Consider the following 24,055-nt stretch of genomic DNA (forward strand, 5'->3'; position numbering starts at 1 on the left):
AATCCCTCGCCCCGGAAGGGGAGAGGGTTGCGAAAGCTTGGCGAACGTGAGTGAGCCTAGCGGGAGCTGGGTGAGGGGAGATCGATATCCCCTACCCCGCCAGTTCCTTCAGCCGGGCGAGGCAGGCGGCGCGGTCGGGGCGGAAATCCGCCTCCATCCACCAGCCCTCAACCTGTTTCAACAGCTTCCCGACCGCCGGGCCGGTGGGGATGCCGAGCGCCATCGCATCCTCGCCATTGACCGGCAGCTTCGGGCGCACCCAGCCATCGGCAGCGGCAAGCTGCACGCGGTAGCCCGCCTCCACCCAGGCCGGCACCGCGCCCGGCTGGTCGGCCAGCCGCCGCGCCCAGTCCAGCAGCACCAGATCGCGGTAGGTTTCATCCCCGATGGCGTAGAGCAGGCGGCGGCGGTCCTGCGGCCCGGCGGCGGGGTCGATATCGGCCGCCGGTTTCAGCATGGCGGTCAGACGGTCGCGCTCCGCATTGGACAGGCGCAGCCGCGTGGCCACTTCCTTTCCCGCCTTCGCATCCGGCAGGATCGAGGCAAGCCGGCGCAGCGGATCCGGGGCGGCCTCCTCCATCTCGCCGGTCAGCAGGGTCAGCGCCGCCAGCCGTCGCAGATGCGTCGCCTCCGGCAGGGCGTGGGAAAGAACGCCGGCCTGCCGCATCAGATAGAAGGTCGGGGCCGGGTCGCGCGCCGCCAGCAGCTTCAGCAGCTCGTCGCGGATACGCTCCCCGGCGAGGTTCGGCAGCAGCGGCGCGAAGCGCTTGCAGGCGGCCAGCCCCTCCTCGTCCGGCGCCATCCGCCCGTAATGCGCGTGGAAGCGGAAGAAGCGCAGCAGCCGCAGCACATCCTCCTGGATGCGGCGTTCCGCCTCGCCGACGAAGCGCACCCGCCCCGTTTCGATATCGGCCAGACCGCCAACCGGGTCATAGAGCGTGCCATCGGGATCGAGGAACAGCGCGTTCATGGTGAGGTCGCGGCGCTTCGCATCCTCGGCCCAATCGTCGGTATAGGCGATGCGCGCGCGCCTGCCATCCGTCTCCACATCGACGCGCAGGGTGGTGATCTCCACCTTCACATGATCCTTCACCGCCGTGACCGTGCCATGGTCCAGCCCCGTCGGCACAGCGCGGATGCCGGCGGCCTCGATCCGGCGCATCACCTCTTCCGCTTGCACATCGGTGGCGGCGTCGATATCGGCGACCGGCAGCCTCATCAGGCTGTTGCGCACGCAGCCGCCGACGAAGCGCACGCGCCCGCCGCCTGCCATGGCCGCCTGCATGATGGAAATGACCGCGGGATCGGATACCCAGTCGGGCAGTGGGTCGAGGCGCCGTACAGGCTGCATGGTCCGCGCCGCCGGTCAGCGGCTCGGCGCGGCAGGCGCATCGCTGTGCCCCGGCGCGATCTGCCCGTCGATCAGCTTCGGCGGCGTATAGACATCGCCCGGATGCCCGCCTTCCTGAAAGAACAGCGCGCCGGCGCCCAGCACCAGCAGCATGAGGCCGACGCCGAAGGCCGCCAGATAGACCCAGGGCGCATCGCCCAGCTTCGGTGCTGAGTCCGGCGTGCCAGCCGCCATCGCCTTGCGGCGGGCATGGCTGAACCACAGGAAATACAGGATGGTCGGCGTCAGGATCGGCAGCAGCACCATAAGGGCGACGCGCAGCATGATCAGTCCTCGCCCGTACGGAGCACGATATTGGCCAGATTGACCAGCATCGCCGCCGTAGCGCCCCAGATGTAGTAATCCATGTAGGGCAGCACATAGAAGGAGCGCTTCACCCCATCGCCCTCGCGGCTGTGCACCTGATGGTTGGCCCGGTCCAGGATGAAGGACAGCGGCACCTCGAAAATCTCCGCAACCTCGAACGGGTCGGGCCGCGTCTCGAAGGGCGGGGTCAGCAGGCCGATGACCGGCACCACGGAAAAGCCGGTGCGGGTGCGATAGGGCGACAGCCGGCCGATAACCTCCACCACATCGCGGGGGATGCCGGTCTCCTCCTCCGTCTCGCGCAGGGCGGCGGACACCGGATCGTCGAGGTCGTCCGCCTCGATCCGCCCGCCGGGAAAGCTGATCTGCCCCGGATGATGATAGAGATGGTCAGTGCGCTTGGTCAGCAGCACGGACATCTCGTCGGGACGCTGCACCAGCGGCACCAGCACGGCGGCGGGGCGGCCGGGGATAAAGCCAGGCGCGGTTTCGGGCAGGCCGGGGCTCATATCGCCATCGCCGGTCAGCAGCCCGCCATGCCGCGCATCGCCGCCGAACAGCGTGCGCAGCCGGACCGCATCGACGGTCAGCCGTTCAGGCTGCCCAGCGTGAAGAATGTTCCCTTGCTCCATACGCCCAGTCGCGGTGTTCCGCCCTCTTCGGTTTCCTCGCCGATCTCGACAAGCTGGTAGAATATCGGCCGCAAGATCAAGGCCTCAAGCCTGTCCCTCACCAATATATAGGGGCTCGGCTCTCCCGTCGCCGCATTAGTCTCCACCCGGATGGGATGATCCGGCCCGGCCTCGACCCAATCGTCCAGATTGGTGCGGAAGCGCAAGACCTGGTCCCGGCCCGTGCCCTCGACCTGCAGTTCCACGGCGGTGAAGGGCGCGTCCTCGACCTCGATCAGGCCGCGCTCCACCGGCGTCACCAGCCAGTAGCTGCCGTCATCTTCTCGCCGTAATACCGTCGAGAATAGCTTTACCAGTGGCTTCCGGCCGATTGGCGAGCCAAGATAGAACCAGGTGCCATCGCGGGCGATCCGAATGCCGAAATCTCCGCAGCTTTCCTCCGGTCCGTCGCCCTTCGGCGAAGGGCCGGGATTTGCGCTGCCGGATGCACTGGCGTTGTTTCCGGCTTTTTCACGCCCCGGCACTGTGCGCGCCGCCCCCAGATGCCTAAGTATCTCTTCAGGAGCCTTGTTCCCTGACAGCCGGTCCTGTGGCGTGTCCGGGGCAGAGGATCGCGTCGGACGGTCAGGGTCGGGGTTCGCGCCAGTCATTTCCTGTCCTTCCATCTGGCTTTCTGGCTATTCGGCCTTCTGTCGGGTCGGCGTGCCGCGCCAAAGAATATTGATGGTTCCGGCAGCTTCGGCGCCAACAGCTTAGGGAGAATATTGGCATGAGCGTGACCGATCCCACCCCTTTTTCCGGCAGCGCCGGCACCGCCGACGACAAGCTGGTGGCCGAGATCGAGACCCTGGCCGAACGGCTGCGCCTGGTGCGCGAGCGGGTCGGGCGGGTGATCTTCGGCCAGGAGCATGTGGTCGATCAGGCTGTCATTACCCTGCTGGGCGGCGGCCATTGCCTGCTGATCGGCGTGCCGGGCCTGGCCAAGACCAAGCTGGTGGAAACGCTGGGCACGGTGTTCGGTCTGGGCGAGAAGCGCATCCAGTGCACGCCCGACCTGATGCCCGCCGACATCCTGGGATCCGAGGTGCTGGAGGAAGGTGAGGGCGGCAAGCGCGCCTTCCGCTTCATCCAGGGGCCGATCTTCGCGCAGCTGCTGATGGCCGACGAAATCAACCGCGCCAGCCCGCGCACCCAGTCCGCGCTGCTGCAGGCGATGCAGGAGCGCCGCGTCTCGGTCGCCGGCCAGTATCACGAACTGCCCGCCCCCTTCCATGTGCTGGCGACGCAGAACCCGATCGAGCAGGAGGGCACCTACCCGCTGCCCGAAGCACAGCTTGACCGCTTCCTGCTGCAGATCGATGTCGGCTATCCCGGCCGCGATGCCGAACGCCAGATGCTGATCGCCACCACCGGCGCGGAGGAAGAGCGCCCGGTACAGGTGATGAGCGCTGCCGACCTGCTGCATGGCCAGCGCCTGCTGCGCCGCATCCCGGTCGGCGACAGCGTGATCGACGCCATCCTGACGCTGGTGCGCAATGGCCGGCCCGAGGAAAGCCCCATCGCCGCCGTGCGCGAGCATGTCGCCTGGGGGCCGGGGCCGCGCGCCAGCCAGGCGCTGATGCTGGCGATCCGCGCCCGCGCGCTGATGGATGGGCGGTTCGCCCCGTCCATCGACGATGTGCTGGCGATGGCGAAGCCGGTGCTGCGCCACCGCATGGCGCTGAATTTCGCTGCCCGCGCCGAGGGCGTCACGCTGGACGCGGTGCTGGACAGCATCGCCGCCCCGCTGGGCTGAGACGGCGGACCCGGACCGCATGCTGCGCCAGCGCGCTGAACAGCTCGCCTCTACCCTGCCGCCGCTGCTGGTCGCGGCGGAGCGGGTGGCCTCGACCGTGGCGCAGGGCGTCCACGGCAGGCGGCGCGTCGGCCAAGGCGACAGTTTCTGGCAGTTCCGGCATTACACCTTCGGCGATTCGGTGCGCAGCGTCGATTGGCGGCAATCCGCCAAGGGCGACCATGTCTATGTCCGCGAGACCGAGTGGGAGGCGGCGCAGAGCGTGTGGCTGTGGCGCGACGCCTCGCCCTCCATGCGCTACCGCTCCGACCGCAAGCTGCCGGAAAAGCTGGAGCGCGCGGAACTGCTGTTGGCGGCCCTGGCAGCATTGCTGGCCGGCAGCGGCGAGCAGGTGGCGCTGCTGGGCGGCGTGCATGCCCCCTTGCGCGGCCAGAGCGCCCTGCCCCGGCTGATCGGCGAGCTGGAGCGCACGCGGGATGCCGTCGATGTCGCGGCCAGCCTGCCGCCGGCCATTCCGCTGCCGCGCCATGGAGCGACCGTCTGGATCGGCGATTTCCTGTCGCCGGTCGCAGAGATCGAGGCGCGGATCGCCCGCGATGTCGGGCGTGGCGTGCGCGGCTTCCTGCTGCAGGTGGTGGACCCGGCGGAGGCCGGCCTGCCGTTCCGCGGCCGGGTGCGCTTCGACGGGCTGGAGGGCGAGGCCTCGACCCTGATCAGCCGGGTGGACACTGTCCGCGCGGATTATCACCGGCGCTTCGCCGAACATCAGGCGGCGCTGCGCCACCTCGCCCGCACCGCGGGCTGGCATTTCGCCCAGCACCAGACCGACCAGCCGCCGGAAAAGGCGCTGCTCGACCTCTATATCGGACTGTCGCAGCCAGCCGGTGCCGGCGGCAACCGCGACCGGATGAGGGGCTGACATGCTGACGCTCGGTCCGCTCGCCTTCGCCACGCCCTGGATCCTGGTCGCCCTCGCCGCGCTGCCGGTGCTGATCTGGCTGCTGCGCGTGGTGCCACCGGCCCCGCGCCGTGTCGCCTTCCCGGCGATCCGGCTGCTCTACGGGCTGAAGCCGCGCGACGAAACCTCCGCCACCACGCCCTGGTGGCTGATCCTGCTGCGCGTGCTGCTGGCCGCCCTGATCATCCTGGCGCTGGCGCATCCTCTGCTGAACCCGCGCGCGCCGCTGGTGGGCGGCGGGCCGCTGGTGCTGGCCATCGACGATGGCTGGGCGGCGGCGCGCGACTGGCCGCAGCGCCAGCAGGCCGCCGAGGAACTGCTGGACCAGGCCGAACGCGCCGGACGGCCGGTGCTGCTGCTGACCACCGCGCCCTCCTCCGCCGGCCTGCCGGACCGGCTGTCGCCGCTGCGCGCGGGGGAGGCCCGCAGCCTCGTGCAGGCTCTGCAGCCGAAACCCTGGGCTACCGACCGCGCGGCGCTGGCGACCTGGCTGCGCAGCCAGGAACTGCCGGCCAGCGCGGAGAGCTTCTGGCTGTCCGACGGGCTGGGCGGCGAAGGCACCGCGGCGCTGGCCGAAACCCTGCAGCGGCTGGGTGCGCTGACGGTGATGACCACCCCGCCCTCCACCGTGCCGCAGCTGGCCTTCCCGCCGGAAAGCGAGATTGACGGGCTGATCGCCAGCCTGGCCCGCGCCGATGACCGGGGGGCGCTGGACAGTGCCGTGCGCGCGGTGGCCGCCGATGGCCGCATCCTGGCGCGCGAGGCGATCCGCTTCGAGGATGGCGAGACACGCGCCGAGGCGCGCATCGTGCTGCCCAGCGAGCTGCGCAACGAAATCGCCCGGCTGGAGATCGAGGATCAGGCGACCGCCGGCGGCGTGGCGCTGATCGACGAGCGCTGGCGCCGGCGCCCGGTCGGGCTGGTGTCGCAGACCAGCTTCAGCGCCTCGCAGCCGCTACTCTCCGAACTGCATTATCTGGATCAGGCGCTGAGCCCGTTCAGCGAGGTGCGGCGCGGCCCGCTGGAAACGCTGCTGGCGCGCGAGCTGGCGGTGATCCTGCTGCCCGACAGCGGCACGCTGAGCACCGCCGAGCAGGATATTCTGCGCCGGTGGGTCGCCGATGGCGGCGTGCTGCTGCGCTTCGCCGGGCCGATCCTGGCCGCCGCCGAGCCGTCCGGGCAGGCGCTGATCCCGGTGCCGCTGCGCCAGGGCGGCCGGCTGCTGGGCGGTGCCCTGTCCTGGAGCCAGCCGGCCCGGCTTGCCGCCTTCCCGCCGGAGAGCCCGTTCGCCGGCCTTGCCATCCCACCGGAAGTGACGGTGCAGCGTCAGGTGCTGGCGCAGCCCACTCTCGACCTGGCGGAACGCAGCTGGGCAACGCTGGAGGATGGCACGCCGCTGGTGACGGCGGCGCGCGAAGGCGATGGCTGGGTCGTGCTGGTGCACACCACCGCCAACCCGGACTGGAGCAATCTGCCGCTGTCCGGCCTGTTCGTGCAGATGCTGCAGCGGATCGTGGCGCTGAGCCAGGGCATCCGGGGCGGGCGCGGCGAACAGCCACTGCCGCCGGTCGAAACACTGGATGGCTATGGCCGGCTGGTGACACCGCCGAACAGTGCGCAGGCGCTGCCACCCCACACAGATCCGGGCGCTGGCCCCGGCGACACGCCGATCCGCCCCGGCCCGTCCCTGCCGCCTGGCTTCTACGGTACCGATCAGGCGCGCGTCGCGGTGAACCTGGCCCCCGCCATCACCGAGTTCCAGCCGCTGGGCGCACTGCCCTCCGGTGTCGCCGTGACCGGCTATCAGCAAGGCGAGGAAGTGGATTTGCGGCCCACCCTGTTCACCGGCGCGCTGCTGCTGCTGCTGGCGGACCTGCTGATTTCCATGTTGCTGCGCGGGCTGGTCCCTAGCGCGGGCCGCGCCCCTGGCCGCGCCGCCATGCTGCTGCTGGCGTTCGGACTGGCAGCGGCGATGCCCGCCACCGTGCAGGCCCAGCAGGGTGACGACAGTTTCGCCCGCGCCGCCAGCCTCAGCACGCGGCTGGCCTATGTGCGCACCGGCGACCGCCAGCTCGACACCGCCAGCGAGGCCGGGCTGGCCGGGCTGACGCGCATGCTAGAACGCCGCACGGCGGTCGAGCCGGGCCCGCCGATGGGGGTCGATCTGGAGCGTGACGAGCTGATGTTCTTCCCGCTGCTCTACTGGCCGGTCGGCACCAGCCAGCAGCCGCTGAGTCCGGCCGCCATCGCCCGGGTGAACAGCTACATCAAGACCGGCGGCACTATCCTGTTCGACACCCGCGACCAGGGCGAGGTCGGCTTCGGCGGCGCCACGCCCGGCATCGAGCGGCTGCGCGTGCTGGCGCACGGCCTCGACGTGCCGCCGCTGGAGCCGGTACCGCCGGAGCATGTGCTGACCAAGGCCTTCTACCTGATGGACAGCTTCCCCGGCCGCTGGACCGGCGGCACGGTCTGGGTGGAACGCGCCGATACCGCGCGCGACGACGAGGTGTCCTCGATCATCATCGGCGGGCATGACTGGGCCGCCGCCTGGGCGATGGACGAGGGCGGGCGACCGATGTTCCCGGTGGTGCCCGGCGGCGAGGTGCAGCGTGAATGGTCCTACCGTTTCGGCGTGAACCTCGTCATGTACGCGCTGACCGGCAACTACAAGGCCGACCAGGTGCACATCCCCTCCATCCTCGAACGGCTGGGGCAATAGAATGATTTCATCGGGCCTCGATATCGCTTTCGCGCCGATGCTGCCGCTCTGGGCGCTGGCGGCGCTGGCCGTCTTGTCCGTGCTGGTGCTGGCCGCTGGCCTGTGGCGGCGGGCGCGCGGCATCTGGCTGCGCGCGGCGGCGGTCGCCGTGCTGCTGCTGGCGCTGGCCAACCCGGCGATCATCGCCGAGCAGCGTGAGGACCAATCCGATATCGCCCTGCTGCTGACCGACCGCTCGCCCAGCCAGCGCATCGGCGAACGCCCGCAGCAGACCGATGCGGTGCTGGAGGCCCTGCGTGCCGAGCTGGCCCGCCAGCCCAATCTGGAGGTCCGCGAGGTTACGGTGGAGCCGGCCGGCGCCAACCGCGAGGGCACGCAGCTGTTGGCGACGGCGCAGCAGGCGCTGTCCAACATTCCGCGCCGCCGGCTGGCCGGCATCATCGCGCTGACCGACGGGCAGGCGCACGATGCCGACACGATGTCCGAAACCCTGCCCGCCCCGTTCCATGCGCTGATCACCGGCGAGAAGGACGAACAGGACCGCCGCCTGGTGATCCGCCAGGCTCCCAGCTTCGGCATGGTCGGCAAGGAGGTCACCATCCGGCTGGCGGTCGAGGATGCCGCTGCCGCCGAGGGCACGCCGGTCTCGCTCCGGCTGCGCCTGAATGGCGAGCGCGAGGAGGTGATCGCCGTGCCCGCGAACAGCGAGGAAGAGATTGCCTTCACGCTGGACCGCGGCGGCCAGAGCGTGCTGGAGATCGAGGCCGCCCCCGGCGAGCGCGAACTCACGCTGATCAACAACCGCGCGGTGCTGAGCATCAACGGCGTGCGCGACCGGCTGCGCGTGCTGCTGGTCTCCGGCGAGCCGCATGCGGGGGAACGCACCTGGCGCAACCTGCTGAAGGCCGACCCGTCGGTCGATCTGGTGCATTTCACCATCCTGCGCCCGCCGGAGAAGCAGGACGGCACGCCGATCCGTGAGCTGTCGCTGATCTCCTTCCCGATCCGCGAGCTGTTCGAGGTGAAGATCGACGAGTTCGACCTCATCATCTTCGACCGCTACAAAAGGCGCGGCGTGCTGCCCCGGCTCTATCTCGGCAATATTGCGGAATATGTGCGCAAGGGCGGCGCGCTGCTGATGGCGGTGGGGCCGGATTTCGCCTCGCCGGTCAGCCTGTTCCAAACCCCCATCGGCGATATATTGCCGGCCGAGCCCAGCGGCGACGTGCATGAGGAGGGCTACCGCCCGACCCTGACAGCGATGGGCCGCCGCCACCCCGTCACCGCCGATCTGGCCGGCGCCGGGCCCGAGGGCGGCGTGCCGGGCTGGGGCCGCTGGTTCCGGCTGGTCGATACCCAGCCGCGCAGTGGCACCGTGGTCATGCAGGACGAGCGCGCCCGCCCGCTGGTAGTTTTGGACCGCGTCGGCGAGGGCCGCGTGGCGCAGATCAACAGCGACCATATGTGGCTGTGGACGCGCGGCTTCGAGGGCGGCGGCCCGCAGGCCGAGCTGCTGCGCCGGGTCGCGCACTGGCTGATGAAGGAGCCGGACCTGGAGGAGAATGATCTGCGCGCCACCGTGCGCGGCGACCGCATGGAGATCGAGCGCCGCTCGCTGGAGCCGGCGGCGGAAACGGTGGAAGTCACCGGCCCGTCCGGCGAGACCATCACCGTGCCGCTGGCGGAATCCGGCGAGGGCCGCGCCACCGGCACGCTGACCGTAGAGGAACCCGGCCTCTACCGCCTGTCCGACGGGGAGCGCACCCGCCTGGTCACGGTGGGCGCGGTCAATCCGGTGGAATATGCCGATGTCCGCGCGACCGACGCGGTGCTGGCCCCGGTCGCCGAAGCTTCGGGCGGGTCGGTCCACTGGCTGGCCGACGGCATGCCCGATCTGCGCCGCGTCGATGCCGACCGCCGCGCCACGGGCCGCAACTGGATCGGGCTGCGCGCCAACAACGACTATATCGTGACCGGCGTGCTGGAAGTGCCGCTGCTGCCCGCCCTGCTCACCCTGCTGCTGGCGCTGGGCGCGCTGATCGGCGGCTGGCTGCGCGAGGCGCGATGAGCGTGCAGGAGGATGCTCCCGGAAATCCGCCCCCTACGAAACAGCTGGAGTTCCACGAGGCCGGGCTGATCGAGAACCGGCTGCTGCGGGTCACGCTCTACGCGCTGGGCTGCATTTTCGCCGCGCTGGGGCTGATTGGCGCCTTCCTGCCGGTGGTGCCGACCGTGCCTTTCCTGCTGGTCGCAGTGTGGTGCTTCGCGCGCTCCTCCCCGCGGTTCCACCACTGGCTCTATACCCATCCGACCTTTGGCCCGCCGATCCGCAACTGGTTCCAGCACGGCGTGGTGCCGCTGAAGGGCAAGCTCTACGCCGTCGGCGGCATGGCATTCAGCTGGATGATGACCGTCATTTTCGTGTTCGACGACTGGCTGAAGCCGGCGCTGATGGGCGGCACGATGGTTCTGATCGGGATCTATGTCTGCACCCGCCCCAGCCGCGTGCGGGCGGAGTAGCTACCAGCCAGCTAGCTGATTGTTGCGCTAGTGGCAGCGCTAGAGTTCCTCTGTCCGTCACCCCCGCACTTGTTGCGGGGGTCCAGGCTTCAGCTAACTGGATCGTCGGTCGAGTAAGCTGAACCCTGGATTCCCGGGACAAGCCCGGGAATGACAGATGAGAGAAAGCCGGAAGGCCGTAATCTCTCCAATCTCCCTTTCCGCTTGCGGGCCGGGCGGGAAGCCCGCATATCTCGGCTCCATGAAACGCAGCCAGCCACCCCGACATCCCCTCGGCAAGCAAATGGGCAAGTCGCACCGCGCCGCCGGCACGCCCGCCCGCCCGTTCGAGAAGCGTCCTGACCGGAAGCCGGCGCGCGCCGCCCGCAAGCTGCCGGCTAACACGCCGCCGGTCGAGCTGACCGTCACGGCGCTGGGCGTGCGCGGCGACGGGCTGGCGGAGGCCGGTGGCAAGCGCTATTTCGTGCCGCTGACCGTGCCCGGCGACCGGCTGCTGGTCCGCCCGGTCGAGGAGACCGGCGACGGCGTCCGCGCGGAAATCCTGGAGATGCTGGAACCCGGCGCGGACCGGCGCGAGCCGCCCTGCCCCTCTTTCGGGCGCTGCGGCGGCTGCACGCTGCAGCATCTGACAGACACCGCCTACCGCGCCTACAAGCAGGCGCTGCTGCTGGACGCGGTGGCGCGCGAAGGTATCGACCCGGAGCTGATCGCCGAACTGGTGACGGTGCCGCCGCACAGCCGGCGCCGCGCCATCCTGGTGGCCCGCAAGCTGGCGCAGGGCACGGTGCTGGGCTTCCATGAGCATCGCGGCCATTTCATCGTCGATATCGAGGAGTGCACCGTCCTCGCCCCGGCGCTGATGGCAGTGCTGCCGCCCTTGCGCGCCCTGCTGGACAGGCTGCTGCCGGCGGCCGGCAATGCCCGCGCGACCATGCTCAGCCTCGATGGCAGCGTCGATCTGCTGCTCGACCTGCCGGAAATGCCGGACCTTACCGGACGCGAAGCTCTGGCCGGCTTCGCGGCGGAGGCCAACCTCGCGCGGCTGTCGATCACCATCGAAGGCGGCACACCGGAACTGCTGGCCGAGCGCCGCGCCGCCACCCTCTCCTTCGCCGGCATACCGGTCGCGGTGCCGCCGGGCGCCTTCCTGCAGGCCACGCCGGAGGCCGAAGCCGCGCTGCTGGAGGCCGTGCTGGCCGGCGTCGGCGAGGCGAAGAATATCGCCGACCTCTATGCCGGCTGCGGCACCTTCAGCCTGCCGCTGGCGGCAAAGGGGGCCGCGGTGCATGCGGTGGAAGGCCACGCCCCGGCGCTTGAGGCACTGGCGGCGGCGTCCCGCAAGGCCGGCCCGTCCGTGAAGCTGAGTGTCGAGAAGCGCGACCTCGCCGGTGACCCGCTGGCGGAGGATGAGCTGGACCGGTTCGATGCGGTGGTGTTCGACCCGCCGCGCACCGGCGCGCGGTCCCAGGCAGCGGCTCTGGCGAAGAGCCAGGTGCCGGTGGTCGTGGCCGTCTCCTGCAACCCGGCCACCTTCGCGCGCGACATGCGGTTGCTGCTGGAGGGCGGCTACCGGCTGGAGCGCATCACCCCGGTGGACCAGTTCCTGTGGTCAGCGCATCTGGAGCTGGTGGCGGTGTTCCGGCGCGCATAAGAAAAACCCCCTCGCTGCCGGCAGCGAGGGGGTTTTCCGTTCAGACGCCTCAGATGTAGTAGGAGGCCAGCGGCTTGAAGCCGTTGAAGGCCACCGCCGAGTAGGTGGTGGTGTAGGCACCGGTGGAGCCGATGCGCACCCGGTCGCCGATGGCGAGGTCGAGCGGCAGCTTGTACTCCTCCTTCTCGTACAGCACGTCAGCGCTGTCACAGGTCGGGCCGGCCAGCACCACTGAGTCGCCCTCGCCGGTCAGCTCGCGGTCGAAGGTCAGCGGGTACTTGATCGCCTCGTCCATGGTCTCGGCCAGACCGCCGAACTTGCCGATGTCGAGATAGACCCAGCGCTTCGTCTCGGCCGCCGACTTGCGCGAGATCAGCACCACCTCGGATTCGATGACGCCGGCATTGCCGACCATGCCGCGGCCCGGCTCCACGATGGTCTCCGGGATGCGGTTGCCGAAATGGCGGCGCAGCGACTCGTCGATGGCCTGGCCGTAATCGGCCGGGGTCGGCATGTCCTTCATGTAGCGGGTCGGGAAGCCGCCGCCCAGATTGACCATGCGCAGCAGGATGCCGCGATGCTCCAGGTCCTGGAACAGCTTGGCGCAGCTGGCAATGGCCGCATCCCACTGCTGCGGATCGCGCTGCTGCGAGCCGACATGGAACGAGATGCCATAGGGGATGACGCCCTTCTCCGCCGCCTTCAGGAGAAGATCGAACGCCATCTCCGGCTCGCAGCCGAACTTGCGCGACAGCGGCCAGTCAGCACCCTCGCCCGAGGTCAGGATGCGGCAGAACACGCGCGCCCCCGGCGCCGCACGGGCGATCTTGTCCAGCTCCGCCTCGCTGTCGAAGGCGAAGAGACGGACACCCAGCGCATGGGCGCGCGCGATGTCCGTCTCCTTCTTGATGGTGTTGCCGTAGGAGATGCGCGACGGCGTGGCGCCGGCCGCCAGGGCGTCCTCGATCTCCGCCACGCTCGCCGTGTCGAAATTCGACCCCAGCCCGGTCAGCCGCTTCAGGATCTCCGGCGCCGGATTGGCCTTTACCGCATAGAAGATCTTGGCGTTCGGCAGGGCCGAGGCCAGGGCGCGGTAATTTTCCTCCACGACGTCCAGATCGACGACCAGGAACGGGGTCTCGACTCGTCGCTCGGCGAGGAAGCGGGCAATCTTTTCGTTCATCTCTCTACTCTCCCAAACCGCTGATTAGGCGGCATTAAAGTACGGTTCAGGTACGCAACACTCGTATCGGTGCCGGACTAGACGACCAGCACGTTCTTGAACTGCCAGGGATCGTCGTAATCGACGTCCTCGGCGAACAGAACCCCCCGGCTTTCCAGCGGCGTCCAGTCGCTGTAGGCCCCGACCACCGGGCCGAGATAGGGCATGCAGACATCCAGAACCCGCTGGAAGTCCATCTCGTCGGGTTCGACGATGCCTTTCTCCGGGTTCTCCATCGCCCAGACCAGGCCGCCGAGCACGGCGACGGTGACCTGCAGCGAGGTGGCGTTGTTGTGCGGGCACAGCTTGCGCGCTTCCTCGATGGAGAGCTGCGATCCGTACCAGTAGGCATTCTTCTTGTGACCGGCGAGCAGCACGCCCAGCTCATCAATGCCGCTGACGACCTCGTCAACGATCAGCCGCTGGTTCGGCTGCTGCTGCCAGTTCTTACCCGCCAGCTCGTGCACCGACATGACCGCGTCGTCGCACGGGTGGTAGGCGTAATGCACGGTCGGCCGGTAGGTCACCGCCTTAGCCGCGCCGGTCTCTTCGGTCACCGTGAAATAGTCGGCGATGGAGATCGCCTCGCTATGGGTGATGAGGAAGCCGTGGAAATGGCCCTCGGTCGGCGTCCAGGTGCGCACCCGCGTGCTGGCCCCCGGCCGGTTCAGGAAGATCGCCGCGTCGCAGCCAAAGGCATGCCGGCTGGCGTTGTACGGCCAGTGCTTCTCGTGCGTGCCCCAGCCCAGCTCGGTCGGCTGCGAGCCTTCCGAGACGAAGCCGTCGATCGACCAGGTGTTCACGAATTCGCCGACCTTCTTCGGGTTATTCGTCACCTGGGTGTCGCGCTCGGCGATGTGAATGACCTTCACGCCGAGGGTCTTGGCCAGATTGCCCCAGCCCGCGCGGTCCGCCGGCACATCCGCCTTCACGCCGGTATCCTTGGCGATGTTCAGCAGCGCCTGCTTCACGAAGTGGGACACCAGACCCGGATTGGCGCCATGGGTGATAACCGCCGTCGGGTCCTTCTTGCCGGGCCGGCGCTGCGCCAGGAATTCCTCCCGCAGCGCGTAGTTGGAGCGCAGCGAGGGCGGCAGCGAGGTATCGGTATAGCCGCCGACCCAGGGCTCGATGCAGGTGTCGAGATAGAGCGCACCCTTGTCGCGCGCCAGCTCGGCCAGCGCGATGGAGGACACATCGACCGACAGGTTCAGCAGGAAGTCGCCCTTGCCGATCTCCTTGCCCACCAGATCCTTGTAGTTCTCGCGCGTGACCGGGGCGACCCGGAATTCCACGCCATACGCGTCGGCAACTTCCTTGCCCTTCTCCTCGGCGGTGATGATGACGATCTTGTCCTTCGGCATGTCGATATGCCGCAGGATCAGCGGCAGCACGCCCTGGCCGATGCTGCCGAAGCCGATCATCACGATACGTCCGCCGAAGGCGGTATGGCGCTTATAGTCCGTCATTCTTTGTCACACTCCGTTCAGTTTCGATGCGGGCCGGCTCCTGTTCCCGGCCCCGCCGCACATAAGCGCTGACTTTTATTGTTTCCTCAAGCCACGGCACGCAGCTTCGCGCGCCGCCGCACCACACGGGCCGGATGGCTGACCTGCACCGGTGCTTCCTGACCCGCGCCCGCCTGACCTGAGCCGGGGTGGCCGGCGGTCGCCAGCAGCGGCCCGTCGGACACGGCAACCGTGCCGATCCGGTCAAAGCCGTTGAACTGGGTGCGCAGGCAGGCACCGTAGGCGCCCAGCTGGCCGATCTCGATCCAGTCGCCCTCGCGCAGGTCGGCCGGCAGCCAGAACGGGCCTTCCATGCGGTCCGCGCTGTCGCAGGTCGGGCCGAAGAAGACGTAGGGCAGCATCTCGGACGAAGCGGCTTCACCTTCGGGACGGATCACCCGCACCGGGAAGCGGAAGGCCGGCACACCGGCATCCGACAGCGTGCCGTACACGCCGTCATTGATGAACAGCTCCTGCCCGCGGCGGTGGTTCACCTGCACGACCAGCGAGGTGCCGGCGGCGACCAGCGCACGGCCCGGCTCGCACCACAGCTCGCAATTCGCGAGGTCCAGCCGGCGGAAGGCGCGGTTGATGGCCGCCATGTAGAGCCACAGCGCCGGCGGGTTCACGTCCGGATAGGCAACCGGGAAGCCGCCGCCGACATCCAGCACGTCGGGCGTCACGCCGGACAGGCGGATGACCTCGCCGGCGATCTCCATGGCGCGCTCATAGGCGGACGGGTCCAGGCACTGGGAACCGACATGGAAGCACAGGCCGACGCGGCGGCCGGCATCGCGCGCGGCACGCAGCAGGGTGACCGCCTGCTCCACCGGGGCGCCGAACTTGCCGGACAGGTCATAGACCGCGCCGCCCTTCGGCAGCTTCAGGCGGATGAACAGGCCCAGATCGTCGGCATGGCCGGTCTCGGTCACGATCTTCGCCAGTTCCTCCATGGAATCCAGCGAGAAGTCGCGCACGCCATGCTGCATGTAGGCAGCCCGGATCGAAGCCCGCGGCTTCACCGGATGCATGTAGGCGAGGCGCGCGTCCGGCAGCAGCCGGCGCACGGTCTCGATCTCGGTCAGCGAGGCGACGTCGAAATTGGCGACACCACCAGCCGACAGGGCGCGCAGCACCGCCACATCCGGATTGCACTTCACGGCATAGAAGACACGGCCCGGAAACAGCGACACGAAGGTGCGCGCGGTCGCCTCCATGAGGGCCGGACGCACGCACAGCACGGGCTCTTCCGGACGGGAGGCGGCAATCACGCCATCGACCGTCAGGCCGGCAATCTCGCGGTTTGCATCGAAACCAAGGAACATCGCACCAACTCCCAAAAACTGATCGCGCCCTTACCGGACACGCCAAGAACACGCGCGGATGCCGACGCACCGGTTGAGGTGCAGGAACCCGCTGGCCTGCCCGAAAACCGGGACAGGTCACGACGAAAGCTTGCCCGCCCCCGGCCCGCAAAAGAGCTGGCGGCGATATCGAAAGCCTATGAAGTGAGACGTGCTTGGCGGGTTCAGCGGCCTTCCCTCTGCGGGAGGCCTGTGGGACCGCTCAAGGTTCGTTTTTCAGGGGGGTGTCTCAGCCCCCGGTGGTACAGGACGCAATCATAACAGGACCCCTTCGGACCAGAGCGGCAGCGCCGCCAGATGAGCCAAAAGAGACGCGTTACGTCGTTACTTAACCACGGTGGGCCATTGGTACGTGCGAATACGCTCTGGGGCGTCATATATGCCCAACAATCTCCCCACGCAAGCCCGAATTTTCCCTGTAAGGCCCGACACTTAGCGGCAGGGCAGCAGATCGCCCGCCGACTGTTCGAACGCTCAGCGAAATTAAACGCCAAGTATCTGATTAGAAGCCTTTTTTGCGATATTTTTCGGGATAATTTTTAACTGCCGCCGGAATTATGAAATTTTTCGGGCGCATCCCGGCCCGCCTGTAACAATCGGCATGACAAGCGGCAATGCCCCGGCATCCAACGGCCCCATCGCCAAGACAATGGAATTCGCGCATGATAGGTGCGGTTGCAGCAACGGGACGCAAGAGCCTTGGAACCATGACGATCATCCGCCGACTAACGCTGCTGAGTTTCATCGGGCTGTCCGGCCTGGCCGCACCCCTCCTCAACCCTGTCCTCGCCGCCGAGACCATCCGCATCGGCGGCTACCCCTTCCCGCCCTTCGTCGAGGTGATCGATGGCCAGCCGGGCGGGCTGACGCTGGATCTGATCGCCGCCGCCAACAAGGCGCAGACGCGTTACCGGCTGGAGTTCGTGCCCACGGCCGCGGAGCAGCGCTATGCCGATCTTGAGAAGGGAAGTTTCGACCTGATCCTGTTCGAGAGCGCCGACTGGGGCTGGCCGCGCGGAAAGATCGCCTCCGCCGCCACCCTGCATGAGGGCAGCGAGATCTATGTCGCTCTGGCGGAACCCGGCCGCGATCAGGGCTTCTTCAGCCCGCTGTCGGAGCGCCGCATCGCCATCGTCAGCGGCTTCCATTACGGCTTCGCCGGCATGGAGACGGACAGTGCTGCGCTGGCCAGGCGCTTCGACATTCTGGAAACACCGGAACCGGGCGACAGCCTGCAGGCGGTGCTGGATGGCGAGGCCGAGGTCGCGGTGCTGAACGATGTGTTCCTGAAACGGCTGCTGGCCGAAGTGCCGGAGATGAAAGAGACGCTGCTGATCGGCGATACGCCGGACCAGCGCTACAGCCAGGCCGTGATCGGCAGCGCGCGGCGGGCGGAGATGGCGACCGCCATCGGCCGGCTGCTGCTCGACACCATGCGCGCGCCCGCGTTTCAGGAGGTACTGCGCGGCTACGGGCTGGGCACACCGTAGGCAAAAGAAAAGGGCAGGCCCGATGGCCTGCCCTTTCCGGTGCACTCATTGTTCCCGACGTCAGGCCAGGGTGAGGGAACCCGCCGACATCTTGCCGTTGCGGCCCTGCTGCAGGTCGTAGCTCAGGCGCTGCCCCTCGGCCAGATCGGCCAGTCCGGCCTGCTCAACCGCACTGATGTGCACGAACACATCGGCCCCGCCCTCATCCGGCTGGATGAAACCGTAGCCCTTGGTACGGTTGAACCATTTCACGATGCCAGTACTCATAATCTTTCTCCTTCATCGCCACGCGTCCGCGGCGACACACCTTCGCAAGTGCATGCGGACTCGTCGGGAACGAAGGGAAATCTGCGTCACTCAACGGCGGCCAAACGTCTTTGCCGCTCCACACAACGCATTATCCTATGCGCAAAGCCTATTGGCGCGCAATCGACGCCGCGCGCCGGAATTGCCCACCGGTTTACTTCGTCAGGATCAGCTTGCCCTTGCGCGTCAGGCGCAGCCGGTAGAACTCCTCGGCGTGCTGGATCAGCACCTCGCGCCCGGCGGTGAACAAATCGCCGCTGTCGAGGATGCGTTGGGCCGCCGGCACCGGCTGGACCGGGCGGTAGCCGTCGAGGCCGGGATGGGCCGGACCCGGCATGGAAGGTTGGCGCATGACGCTCATAGCCTGTCTCCTCTGTGCGTGTCAGCAGTACGCGCGCTTAAAACTAATTTGCGAATAACTCGCAATAGCAAGACTGAAGGCTAAAACCGCCCTTGTCAACGCCGATCCGTCATCCCGATGGGGCATAAGAAAAACCCTCCCGGCCAGAGCCGGGAGGGTTGTGTAGAACCATAGCAGTGCGGCGCCCGGTCAGCCGGTCCGCACCTGCGTCAGGAACTGGTCGACCTGGTTGCGCAGGCGCTCGCTCTGTGACATCAAATCGTTGGCGGAGTTCAGCACCTCGTGCGCCGTGGTGCCGCTCAGCTCCGCCGCCGTGCTGACGCCGACGATGTTGGAGCTGACCTCCTGCGTGCCCGAGGCCGCCTGCTGCACATTGCGGGCGATTTCCTGGGTGGCGGCATTCTGCTCCTCCACCGCCGAGGCGATCACCGTGGCGATCTCGTTGATCTCGCCGATAATGCTGGCGATCTCGGTGATCGCGCCCACCGCCTCTTCCGTGGTGCCCTGCATGACCTCGATCTGACCGGACACATCCTCGGTCGCCTTGCCGGTCTGGTTGGCCAGGTTCTTCACCTCCGAGGCCACGACGGCGAAACCCTTGCCCGCCTCGCCGGCGCGCGCTGCCTCGATGGTCGCGTTCAGCGCCAGCAGGTTGGTCTGCTCGGCGATGCCACGGATCAGCTGCACCACCTCGCCGACCTGCTGGGCGGCCTTCATCAGTTCCTGCACCGTGCCGTTGGTGCGCTGCGCCGCGCTGACCGCACGCTGGGCGATGGTCGCGGATTCGCTGACCTGGCGCCCGATCTCGCTGATCGAGCTGGACAGCTCCTCCGCCGCCACGCCGACGGTCTGCACATTGCTGGAAGCCTGTTCCGAGGCCGCCGCGACGGTGGTGGCCTGGGTACGGGTCTCCTCCGCCGTGTGAGCCATGCTCTCCGCCGAAGTCTTCAGGCCGGAAGCCGCCGTGGCCACCGCCTTCACGACATCGCCGATCTTCGCCTCGAAATCGTCGGCCAGCTGATACATCATCTTCCGGCGTTCCTCGGCCGCCTGCCGGCGTTCCTGATCGGCGGCAGCGCGGCTTTCCTCCAGCGCCACCGCATTGTCGCGGAACACCGCCAGCGCATCGGCCATGCGGGCGATCTCGTCACGGCCGCTGTTCGGAATCTCAGCGGTCAGGTCGCCCTGGCTGATCGATTCCATCGCCGTGGTCAGGCGCATCAGCCTGCCGACGACGGCGCGCCCGACATAGAGCCAGCCCAGCAACACCGCACCGATGATGCTGGCGCCGACAATGACGAGCATTGCCGTGGTGCTGGCCATAATGACGTCGTTGGTGGCGGCCTTCGCGTCCTCGATCTTGCCGGAGGCTTCATCGACCAGCGCATCGACGGCGAACTGCAATGCGGTCGCCTGCACCTTGCCGGCGGCAAGCGCCTCGCTGGCCTTTTCACCCAGGGCCAGCTCCTGCCGGCGCAGGTCGAACAGATTGCCATCGGCGGTGCCATATTCGATCAGCATGTTGACCGTGCTGGCCAGCATGGCGACGTCCTGCCCGCCATTCTGCAGCTCTTCCAGATAGGCGTTCACGCGCGAGGCGGCACCGGCGAAGCGGCCGGACAGGGCGTCGATCTCAGCCGTGCGGCTTTCATTTGACGCCGCCGCCAGCACGCCGGCCAGCAGATTGGCCTCGCCCTGGATGGACAGCAGCGCGCGCAGCATGCTGACGTCCTTCTCCATCAGCCGGGTGATGATGAAGCTGTTGTCGGCGATGGTGACCTCGGAACTCAGCACCAGGTCGAAGCCGGTATCGTCAACCAGCGTGACCAGCGCCAGGGTCAGATTCTCATAGAGCGCCAGCAGTTCGCGCATCAGCTCGACACGGCGGCTGCGCATCGCCTCCAGCTTCTGGAAGTCGGAGCCGGTCAGCTCATCCATGCGGGTGGCGAACAGCCCGTTGGCATCGCGCCCCTTGGCGACCATCTCCTCGACCAGCATCACCACATTGGCGCCACTACCCAGATCCCACAGCTTTTCCAGATTGGGGGCGATCCGCCGCGCCGTGGCGTCGAACTGGTCGCGCAGGGGACGCAGATGCGTGGCATCCTGCGCCGAGGCAACCTGGGTATAGATGCCGAGCAGCGAGTTGACCTCGGCCTTGACCTCCAGCGCCGCCCGCAGCGCGCCGACTTGGTTTTCCAGCAAATCGGTGATTGTGCGCCCGCTGTTCGCCGTCGCCTCCTCGGCGGCGGAGACAAGGCCGGTACGCGCGCTTTCCACCTTGGGGTCGATATCGGCCAGGATCGCGCCATGCGCCAGATTGGCCTCGTCCACCATGTCCTGGCGCTTGCGCTTGATTGCAAGCGACTCCTTCACGATCTGGTCGATGCTCTGCAGCCGGCTGGCCAGCGTCTCGACGCTGGTGCGCAGCCCCTGCACCTGCTGTTCGCCAGCCTCGCCCAGCACCCGGGCCAGGTCGATGATGTCGCTGTTCAGCAGGTTGGTGCGCTCGTCCAGCGCCGCACGGGCATCCTCGCGCTCCTTTGGCGTCGTCGCGGCCTGCAGCGCCGGGGCCACTGCCAGGAAGCCGTTCACGTCGGCGGCGATCTTCAACGCCGCTTCCGACATCGGCACGGCCTCGTCGGTGATCGTCGCCAGGCTGTCCTTCACACGCTCGAAGGAGAACCAGGCGACACCGCCGGCCAGCACCGTCATGATAGCCGCGCCACCGAACGCCATCAGCAGCTTCTCGCGGATGCCGAGGCCGCGCCCGCGCCGCTTCGCCTGCCGGGCCGTGTTTTCCGGGTCGTTTCCGGCTTCGGTATCGACCTCAGCCTCAATCGCTTCGTTATTCTCTGTCATGACTTGCCCCCGTCCCTTCCTGGACACAGCTTCAGCCGCCAGCGGCGGCCAGGCTTTCTACCTTCTTCACTGTTCCGTCATCCTGGATCACGGTCAGTGTCACCGTGTCCGACCCTTGATTGTCGCCCTTCCCGAAGGTCAGCGTGAAGCCACCCAGATCGAAGCTGCCGACCTTGTACAGCGTGTCGACAAAGGCGCGCTGCGTCGGCTCGCCCTCGATCTTGCGCAGCACCTCCAGGAACAGCCGCCCGGCGACATAGCCTTCCAGCGACACCGTGTCGGGGCGCGCCTTGTCGCTCACCGCCATCATGGCGGCCTGATATTGCTGCACCAGCGGCAGCGACTCATCCTGCGGCAGCGGCATGACCTGCGTGACGGCCACACCGGTGCGCTGCGCCGCCAGCGCCTGCGAGAACACCTCACCACCAACGAAGGAGGTGGTCAGGAAGCGCGGGTCCATGCCCAGGCTGCGCGACAGCTTGATGAATTCCGCCGCCGGACGGTAGGCGCCGACGATCAGCACCGCCTCCGGGTTGGCCTTGCGGATGGTCAGCAGCGCGGTCTTCACCGCCGTGGTGTTGCGGTAGTAGCTGCCTTCCGCGACCAGCGTCAGACCGTGCTTCTCCAGCGCCTTCTTCACCGCCCGCACGCCGGAAATGCCAAAGGCGTCATCCTGATACAGGATCGCGATGCGCTTGGCCTGAAGGTCGGCGGTCAGCCGTTCGATCCACAGCTCGGCCTCCTGATCGTAGGAGGCGCGGATATTGATCACATAGTCGAGTTCCGGCTGGCGCAGGGCCGGCGCGCCGGTGAAGGCGCCGATGAAGGGGATGCCCATGTCATTGGCCAGCTGCATGGCCGACATCGACGGCGCGGTACCGACCGAGCCGATCATCGCGAAGACGCCCTCGGTCAGGATCAGCTCCTCCGCATTCGCCAGCGCGCGGTCGGCGCGGTACTCGTCGTCCTTTGTCATCAGCTCGATCTTGCGGCCCTTCACGCCGCCGGCATCGTTCGCCTCCTTGAAGGCGGCGAGCAGCCCCTCGCGCATCGCCATCCCCAGTTCGGCGACCGAGCCATTCAACGCGGCACTCTGCCCGACCACAATGCGGTCGGCATAGACGCCGGAGGCGGCAGCCAGGGCTGGCGCCGCGCTGGCGGCGATGATTCCCAACCCCAGGACCGCGCCCAGGACAGTACCCCGAACAGTGGCGGCGGCTTTCGGTACGAAGCGCATGGACCCCTCCTTAATATCCTTCGTTTTTAACCTTACTCCCGCTCCTTTAAAAAGAGGTTACTCTTTGCTTCCATTTGGGGAAATTAACCCTCAATTTTTATCTTATTATTCATGCACATATACTAATCACCCACATGGCCTTCAGCTGGCCCGCTCCACCGCGCCGGAAACGGCCTTGCCGGACATTGCCGGACGCATCCGGAACACCAGCCCCAGCACGATGACCAGATTGACCAGGTTGAAGCCAACCCCGGTCAGGAAGGCGATGCGGTAACTGCCGGCCAGGTCGAAGACCAGCCCGCCCAGATAGCCGCCGCCGGCCATGCCCAGCGTGCCGCACAGCAGGATCACGCCGATCCGCCAGCCGACCTCGCCCAGCGGGAACACCTCGCGCGCGACCAGCGAATAGGTCGTGACCAGCCCGCCAAAGGCGAGACCGAAGGCGAGTGCGGAGAGGTACAGGCCGGTCAGCCCGTCCACCCAGACGAACAGCGACAGGGTGGCGGCCTGCCCGATGGAGCCGATCAGGATGGTGCGCAGCCCGCCGATGCGGTCCGCCAGCAGGCCGAATCCGAGGCGGCTGACAAAGCCGCCGGCCAGCAGCAGCGACAGCATTTCCGCCCCGCGCGCGGCGGAGAAGCCGAGATCGATGGCGTGCGACATTAGATGCACGATGGGCATCGCCATCGCCACGCAGCAGCCGATGATCGCCAGGCACAGCAGCGCATGCAGGAGATGGAGCGACGGCACCGCGCGCCGCACGAACGCGACCGCGTCATCGCCCGGCAGGGTAATGGGCAGCGGTGTAGCTTGAGGTTCAGATGCGGACACCGACACCGGTGCGGGCCGGCGCAGCAGCAGCGACAGCGGCAGGATGACGGCAAGGCAGGCAATGCCGTAGCCGATCATCACGCTGCGCCAGCCGGCCTCGTCCATGGCGTATCGGAACAGTGGCGGCAGCAGCATGCCGGCAATCGACTGGCCGCTGCCGACCACCGCCAGCGCAAAGCCGCGGTTGCGGTCGAACCAGCGTGTCGCGTTGCTGAGCAGCGGCACCATCAAGGCACCCTTGCCGAATATGCCGAGCAGCAGCAGGTGCGAGGCGTAGAGCGACCATTCCCCCTGCATGCTGCCGGCCAGCACGCAGCCGGCGGCCAGCGAAAGGGCGCCGATGATCGCGCTGCGGCCCGCGCCATAGCGGTCGGCGAACCAGCCCATCAGCACCCCGCCGATGCCGGCGCCGGCCCAGTTCAGCCCGTTCGCCAGCGAGGGTACGCTGCGCGGCCAGCCCATTTCCTGGCTGACCGGCACCATGCCGACGACGATCAGATACATGGCGCCGAACGCCATCGAGACCATCGCCATCGAGGCGATGACGACGAGCCAGCCATAGGGGCGCTCAATGCTGGTTTCCGCAGCCTTGTCGGCCATGCCGGACGTTCCTCCCGCTTCTTCTTTTGTCTCGACGCTAGCATGCGCCTGTCCGTAAAGACAAAGTGGCCGTAAAGACAAAGCGGCAAGACCCTGTCTGCGTGTCGATATGAAGTGCGACTTGATTAGTGCCTTATACTCAAACCGCACCCGGCACTCAGACCGTCACCCCCGGTCCTGTACCGGGGGTCCAGGGTTCAGCCCACTTGGGCGATGCCGAAGCGAGCCGAGGCCTGGATTCCCGCAACAAGTGCGGGAATGACGGACAGAGGAAACTGA

General features: G+C 67.8%; 19 protein-coding genes. 7 read left to right on the forward strand and 12 right to left on the reverse strand.

What is annotated here, in order from left to right:
- Window positions 1–91: 91 nt before the first annotated feature.
- The 4 genes from P24_RS11615 to P24_RS11630 are packed head-to-tail and all read right to left on the reverse strand — an operon-like array spanning window position 92 to window position 3,014.
- The gene (locus P24_RS11615) at window positions 92–1,351 is read right to left on the reverse strand and encodes a CCA tRNA nucleotidyltransferase (RefSeq protein ID WP_008944918.1); all 1,260 of its coding nucleotides are present in this window, start codon (window positions 1,349–1,351) and stop codon (window positions 92–94) included.
- 15 nt (window positions 1,352–1,366) lie between these two features.
- On the reverse strand, window positions 1,367–1,675 hold the full coding sequence (locus tag P24_RS11620; RefSeq protein ID WP_008944919.1) for a hypothetical protein: 309 nt from the start codon (window positions 1,673–1,675) through the stop codon (window positions 1,367–1,369).
- Window positions 1,676–1,677: 2 nt separating this feature from the next.
- Window positions 1,678–2,349 carry a CoA pyrophosphatase gene (locus P24_RS11625; protein ID WP_008944920.1) on the reverse strand — a complete coding sequence of 224 codons (672 nt, stop codon included), beginning with the start codon at window positions 2,347–2,349 and terminating at the stop codon, window positions 1,678–1,680.
- The gene (locus tag P24_RS11630) at window positions 2,304–3,014 is read right to left on the reverse strand and encodes a DUF1285 domain-containing protein (RefSeq protein ID WP_237740192.1); all 711 of its coding nucleotides are present in this window, start codon (window positions 3,012–3,014) and stop codon (window positions 2,304–2,306) included. Before P24_RS11630 ends, P24_RS11625 begins: the two co-directional genes overlap by 46 nt.
- 104 nt (window positions 3,015–3,118) lie before the next feature.
- Between P24_RS11630 and P24_RS11635 the strand changes: the two genes are divergently transcribed.
- From P24_RS11635 to P24_RS11660, 6 genes are all read left to right on the forward strand, one after another.
- Window positions 3,119–4,144: an AAA family ATPase gene (locus P24_RS11635; protein ID WP_008944922.1), complete on the forward strand. Its 1,026-nt coding sequence runs from the start codon at window positions 3,119–3,121 to the stop codon at window positions 4,142–4,144.
- Window positions 4,145–4,163: 19 nt separating this feature from the next.
- Window positions 4,164–5,063: a DUF58 domain-containing protein gene (locus tag P24_RS11640; protein WP_008944923.1), complete on the forward strand. Its 900-nt coding sequence runs from the start codon at window positions 4,164–4,166 to the stop codon at window positions 5,061–5,063.
- Between the two features lies 1 nt (window position 5,064).
- Window positions 5,065–7,824: a DUF4159 domain-containing protein gene (locus P24_RS11645; RefSeq protein ID WP_008944924.1), complete on the forward strand. Its 2,760-nt coding sequence runs from the start codon at window positions 5,065–5,067 to the stop codon at window positions 7,822–7,824.
- 1 nt (window position 7,825) lies between these two features.
- Window positions 7,826–9,892 (forward strand): membrane protein, encoded by a 2,067-nt coding sequence (locus P24_RS11650; protein ID WP_008944925.1) that lies wholly within the window; start codon window positions 7,826–7,828, stop codon window positions 9,890–9,892.
- On the forward strand, window positions 9,889–10,344 hold the full coding sequence (locus tag P24_RS11655) for a YbaN family protein (RefSeq protein WP_008944926.1): 456 nt from the start codon (window positions 9,889–9,891) through the stop codon (window positions 10,342–10,344). Before P24_RS11650 ends, P24_RS11655 begins: the two co-directional genes overlap by 4 nt.
- Before the next feature lie 283 nt (window positions 10,345–10,627).
- On the forward strand, window positions 10,628–11,995 hold the full coding sequence (locus P24_RS11660; RefSeq protein ID WP_008944927.1) for a class I SAM-dependent RNA methyltransferase: 1,368 nt from the start codon (window positions 10,628–10,630) through the stop codon (window positions 11,993–11,995).
- 49 nt (window positions 11,996–12,044) lie between these two features.
- Here P24_RS11660 and P24_RS11665 read toward each other — a convergent pair whose 3' ends face one another.
- From P24_RS11665 to P24_RS11675, 3 genes are all read right to left on the reverse strand, one after another.
- Window positions 12,045–13,178 carry a type III PLP-dependent enzyme gene (locus P24_RS11665; protein ID WP_008944928.1) on the reverse strand — a complete coding sequence of 378 codons (1,134 nt, stop codon included), beginning with the start codon at window positions 13,176–13,178 and terminating at the stop codon, window positions 12,045–12,047.
- Between the two features lie 77 nt (window positions 13,179–13,255).
- The gene (locus P24_RS11670; protein ID WP_008944929.1) at window positions 13,256–14,686 is read right to left on the reverse strand and encodes a homospermidine synthase; all 1,431 of its coding nucleotides are present in this window, start codon (window positions 14,684–14,686) and stop codon (window positions 13,256–13,258) included.
- Between the two features lie 86 nt (window positions 14,687–14,772).
- Window positions 14,773–16,050, reverse strand: a complete 1,278-nt coding sequence (locus P24_RS11675; protein ID WP_008944930.1) for a type III PLP-dependent enzyme — start codon at window positions 16,048–16,050, stop codon at window positions 14,773–14,775.
- Window positions 16,051–16,796: 746 nt separating this feature from the next.
- Here P24_RS11675 and P24_RS11680 point away from each other — a divergent pair.
- A complete protein-coding gene (locus P24_RS11680; RefSeq protein ID WP_008944931.1) occupies window positions 16,797–17,579 on the forward strand; it encodes a type 2 periplasmic-binding domain-containing protein in 783 nt (260 codons plus the stop codon).
- A 60-nt stretch (window positions 17,580–17,639) separates the two neighbouring features.
- Here the strand turns inward: P24_RS11680 and P24_RS11685 are convergent, their stop codons facing one another.
- The 5 genes from P24_RS11685 to P24_RS11705 form a co-directional block, all read right to left on the reverse strand.
- Window positions 17,640–17,846 carry a cold-shock protein gene (locus P24_RS11685; protein WP_008944932.1) on the reverse strand — a complete coding sequence of 69 codons (207 nt, stop codon included), beginning with the start codon at window positions 17,844–17,846 and terminating at the stop codon, window positions 17,640–17,642.
- A gap of 193 nt (window positions 17,847–18,039) precedes the next feature.
- Window positions 18,040–18,246, reverse strand: coding sequence for a hemin uptake protein HemP (hemP, locus tag P24_RS11690; RefSeq protein ID WP_008944933.1), 207 nt, complete (start codon window positions 18,244–18,246; stop codon window positions 18,040–18,042).
- A gap of 189 nt (window positions 18,247–18,435) precedes the next feature.
- Window positions 18,436–21,108, reverse strand: coding sequence for a methyl-accepting chemotaxis protein (locus P24_RS11695; protein ID WP_008944934.1), 2,673 nt, complete (start codon window positions 21,106–21,108; stop codon window positions 18,436–18,438).
- Between the two features lie 31 nt (window positions 21,109–21,139).
- On the reverse strand, window positions 21,140–22,345 hold the full coding sequence (locus tag P24_RS11700; protein WP_008944935.1) for an ABC transporter substrate-binding protein: 1,206 nt from the start codon (window positions 22,343–22,345) through the stop codon (window positions 21,140–21,142).
- Between the two features lie 141 nt (window positions 22,346–22,486).
- A complete protein-coding gene (locus P24_RS11705) occupies window positions 22,487–23,776 on the reverse strand; it encodes an MFS transporter (protein WP_008944936.1) in 1,290 nt (429 codons plus the stop codon).
- Window positions 23,777–24,055 lie beyond the last annotated feature (279 nt).

It is taken from the genome of Oceanibaculum indicum P24, from assembly GCF_000299935.1.
In the GTDB taxonomy this organism is placed as follows: Bacteria; Pseudomonadota; Alphaproteobacteria; order Oceanibaculales; family Oceanibaculaceae; genus Oceanibaculum; species Oceanibaculum indicum.

Coding starts and splice junctions, on each gene's coding strand:
- P24_RS11615 (WP_008944918.1), bottom strand. CDS start 1,351: ATGCAGCCTGTACGGCGCCTCGACCCACTGCCCGACTGGGTATCCGAT.
- P24_RS11620 (WP_008944919.1), bottom strand. CDS start 1,675: ATGCTGCGCGTCGCCCTTATGGTGCTGCTGCCGATCCTGACGCCGACC.
- P24_RS11625 (WP_008944920.1), bottom strand. CDS start 2,349: ATGGAGCAAGGGAACATTCTTCACGCTGGGCAGCCTGAACGGCTGACC.
- P24_RS11630 (WP_237740192.1), bottom strand. CDS start 3,014: ATGGAAGGACAGGAAATGACTGGCGCGAACCCCGACCCTGACCGTCCG.
- P24_RS11635 (WP_008944922.1), top strand. CDS start 3,119: ATGAGCGTGACCGATCCCACCCCTTTTTCCGGCAGCGCCGGCACCGCC.
- P24_RS11640 (WP_008944923.1), top strand. CDS start 4,164: ATGCTGCGCCAGCGCGCTGAACAGCTCGCCTCTACCCTGCCGCCGCTG.
- P24_RS11645 (WP_008944924.1), top strand. CDS start 5,065: ATGCTGACGCTCGGTCCGCTCGCCTTCGCCACGCCCTGGATCCTGGTC.
- P24_RS11650 (WP_008944925.1), top strand. CDS start 7,826: ATGATTTCATCGGGCCTCGATATCGCTTTCGCGCCGATGCTGCCGCTC.
- P24_RS11655 (WP_008944926.1), top strand. CDS start 9,889: ATGAGCGTGCAGGAGGATGCTCCCGGAAATCCGCCCCCTACGAAACAG.
- P24_RS11660 (WP_008944927.1), top strand. CDS start 10,628: ATGGGCAAGTCGCACCGCGCCGCCGGCACGCCCGCCCGCCCGTTCGAG.
- P24_RS11665 (WP_008944928.1), bottom strand. CDS start 13,178: ATGAACGAAAAGATTGCCCGCTTCCTCGCCGAGCGACGAGTCGAGACC.
- P24_RS11670 (WP_008944929.1), bottom strand. CDS start 14,686: ATGACGGACTATAAGCGCCATACCGCCTTCGGCGGACGTATCGTGATG.
- P24_RS11675 (WP_008944930.1), bottom strand. CDS start 16,050: ATGTTCCTTGGTTTCGATGCAAACCGCGAGATTGCCGGCCTGACGGTC.
- P24_RS11680 (WP_008944931.1), top strand. CDS start 16,797: ATGACGATCATCCGCCGACTAACGCTGCTGAGTTTCATCGGGCTGTCC.
- P24_RS11685 (WP_008944932.1), bottom strand. CDS start 17,846: ATGAGTACTGGCATCGTGAAATGGTTCAACCGTACCAAGGGCTACGGT.
- hemP (WP_008944933.1), bottom strand. CDS start 18,246: ATGAGCGTCATGCGCCAACCTTCCATGCCGGGTCCGGCCCATCCCGGC.
- P24_RS11695 (WP_008944934.1), bottom strand. CDS start 21,108: ATGACAGAGAATAACGAAGCGATTGAGGCTGAGGTCGATACCGAAGCC.
- P24_RS11700 (WP_008944935.1), bottom strand. CDS start 22,345: ATGCGCTTCGTACCGAAAGCCGCCGCCACTGTTCGGGGTACTGTCCTG.
- P24_RS11705 (WP_008944936.1), bottom strand. CDS start 23,776: ATGGCCGACAAGGCTGCGGAAACCAGCATTGAGCGCCCCTATGGCTGG.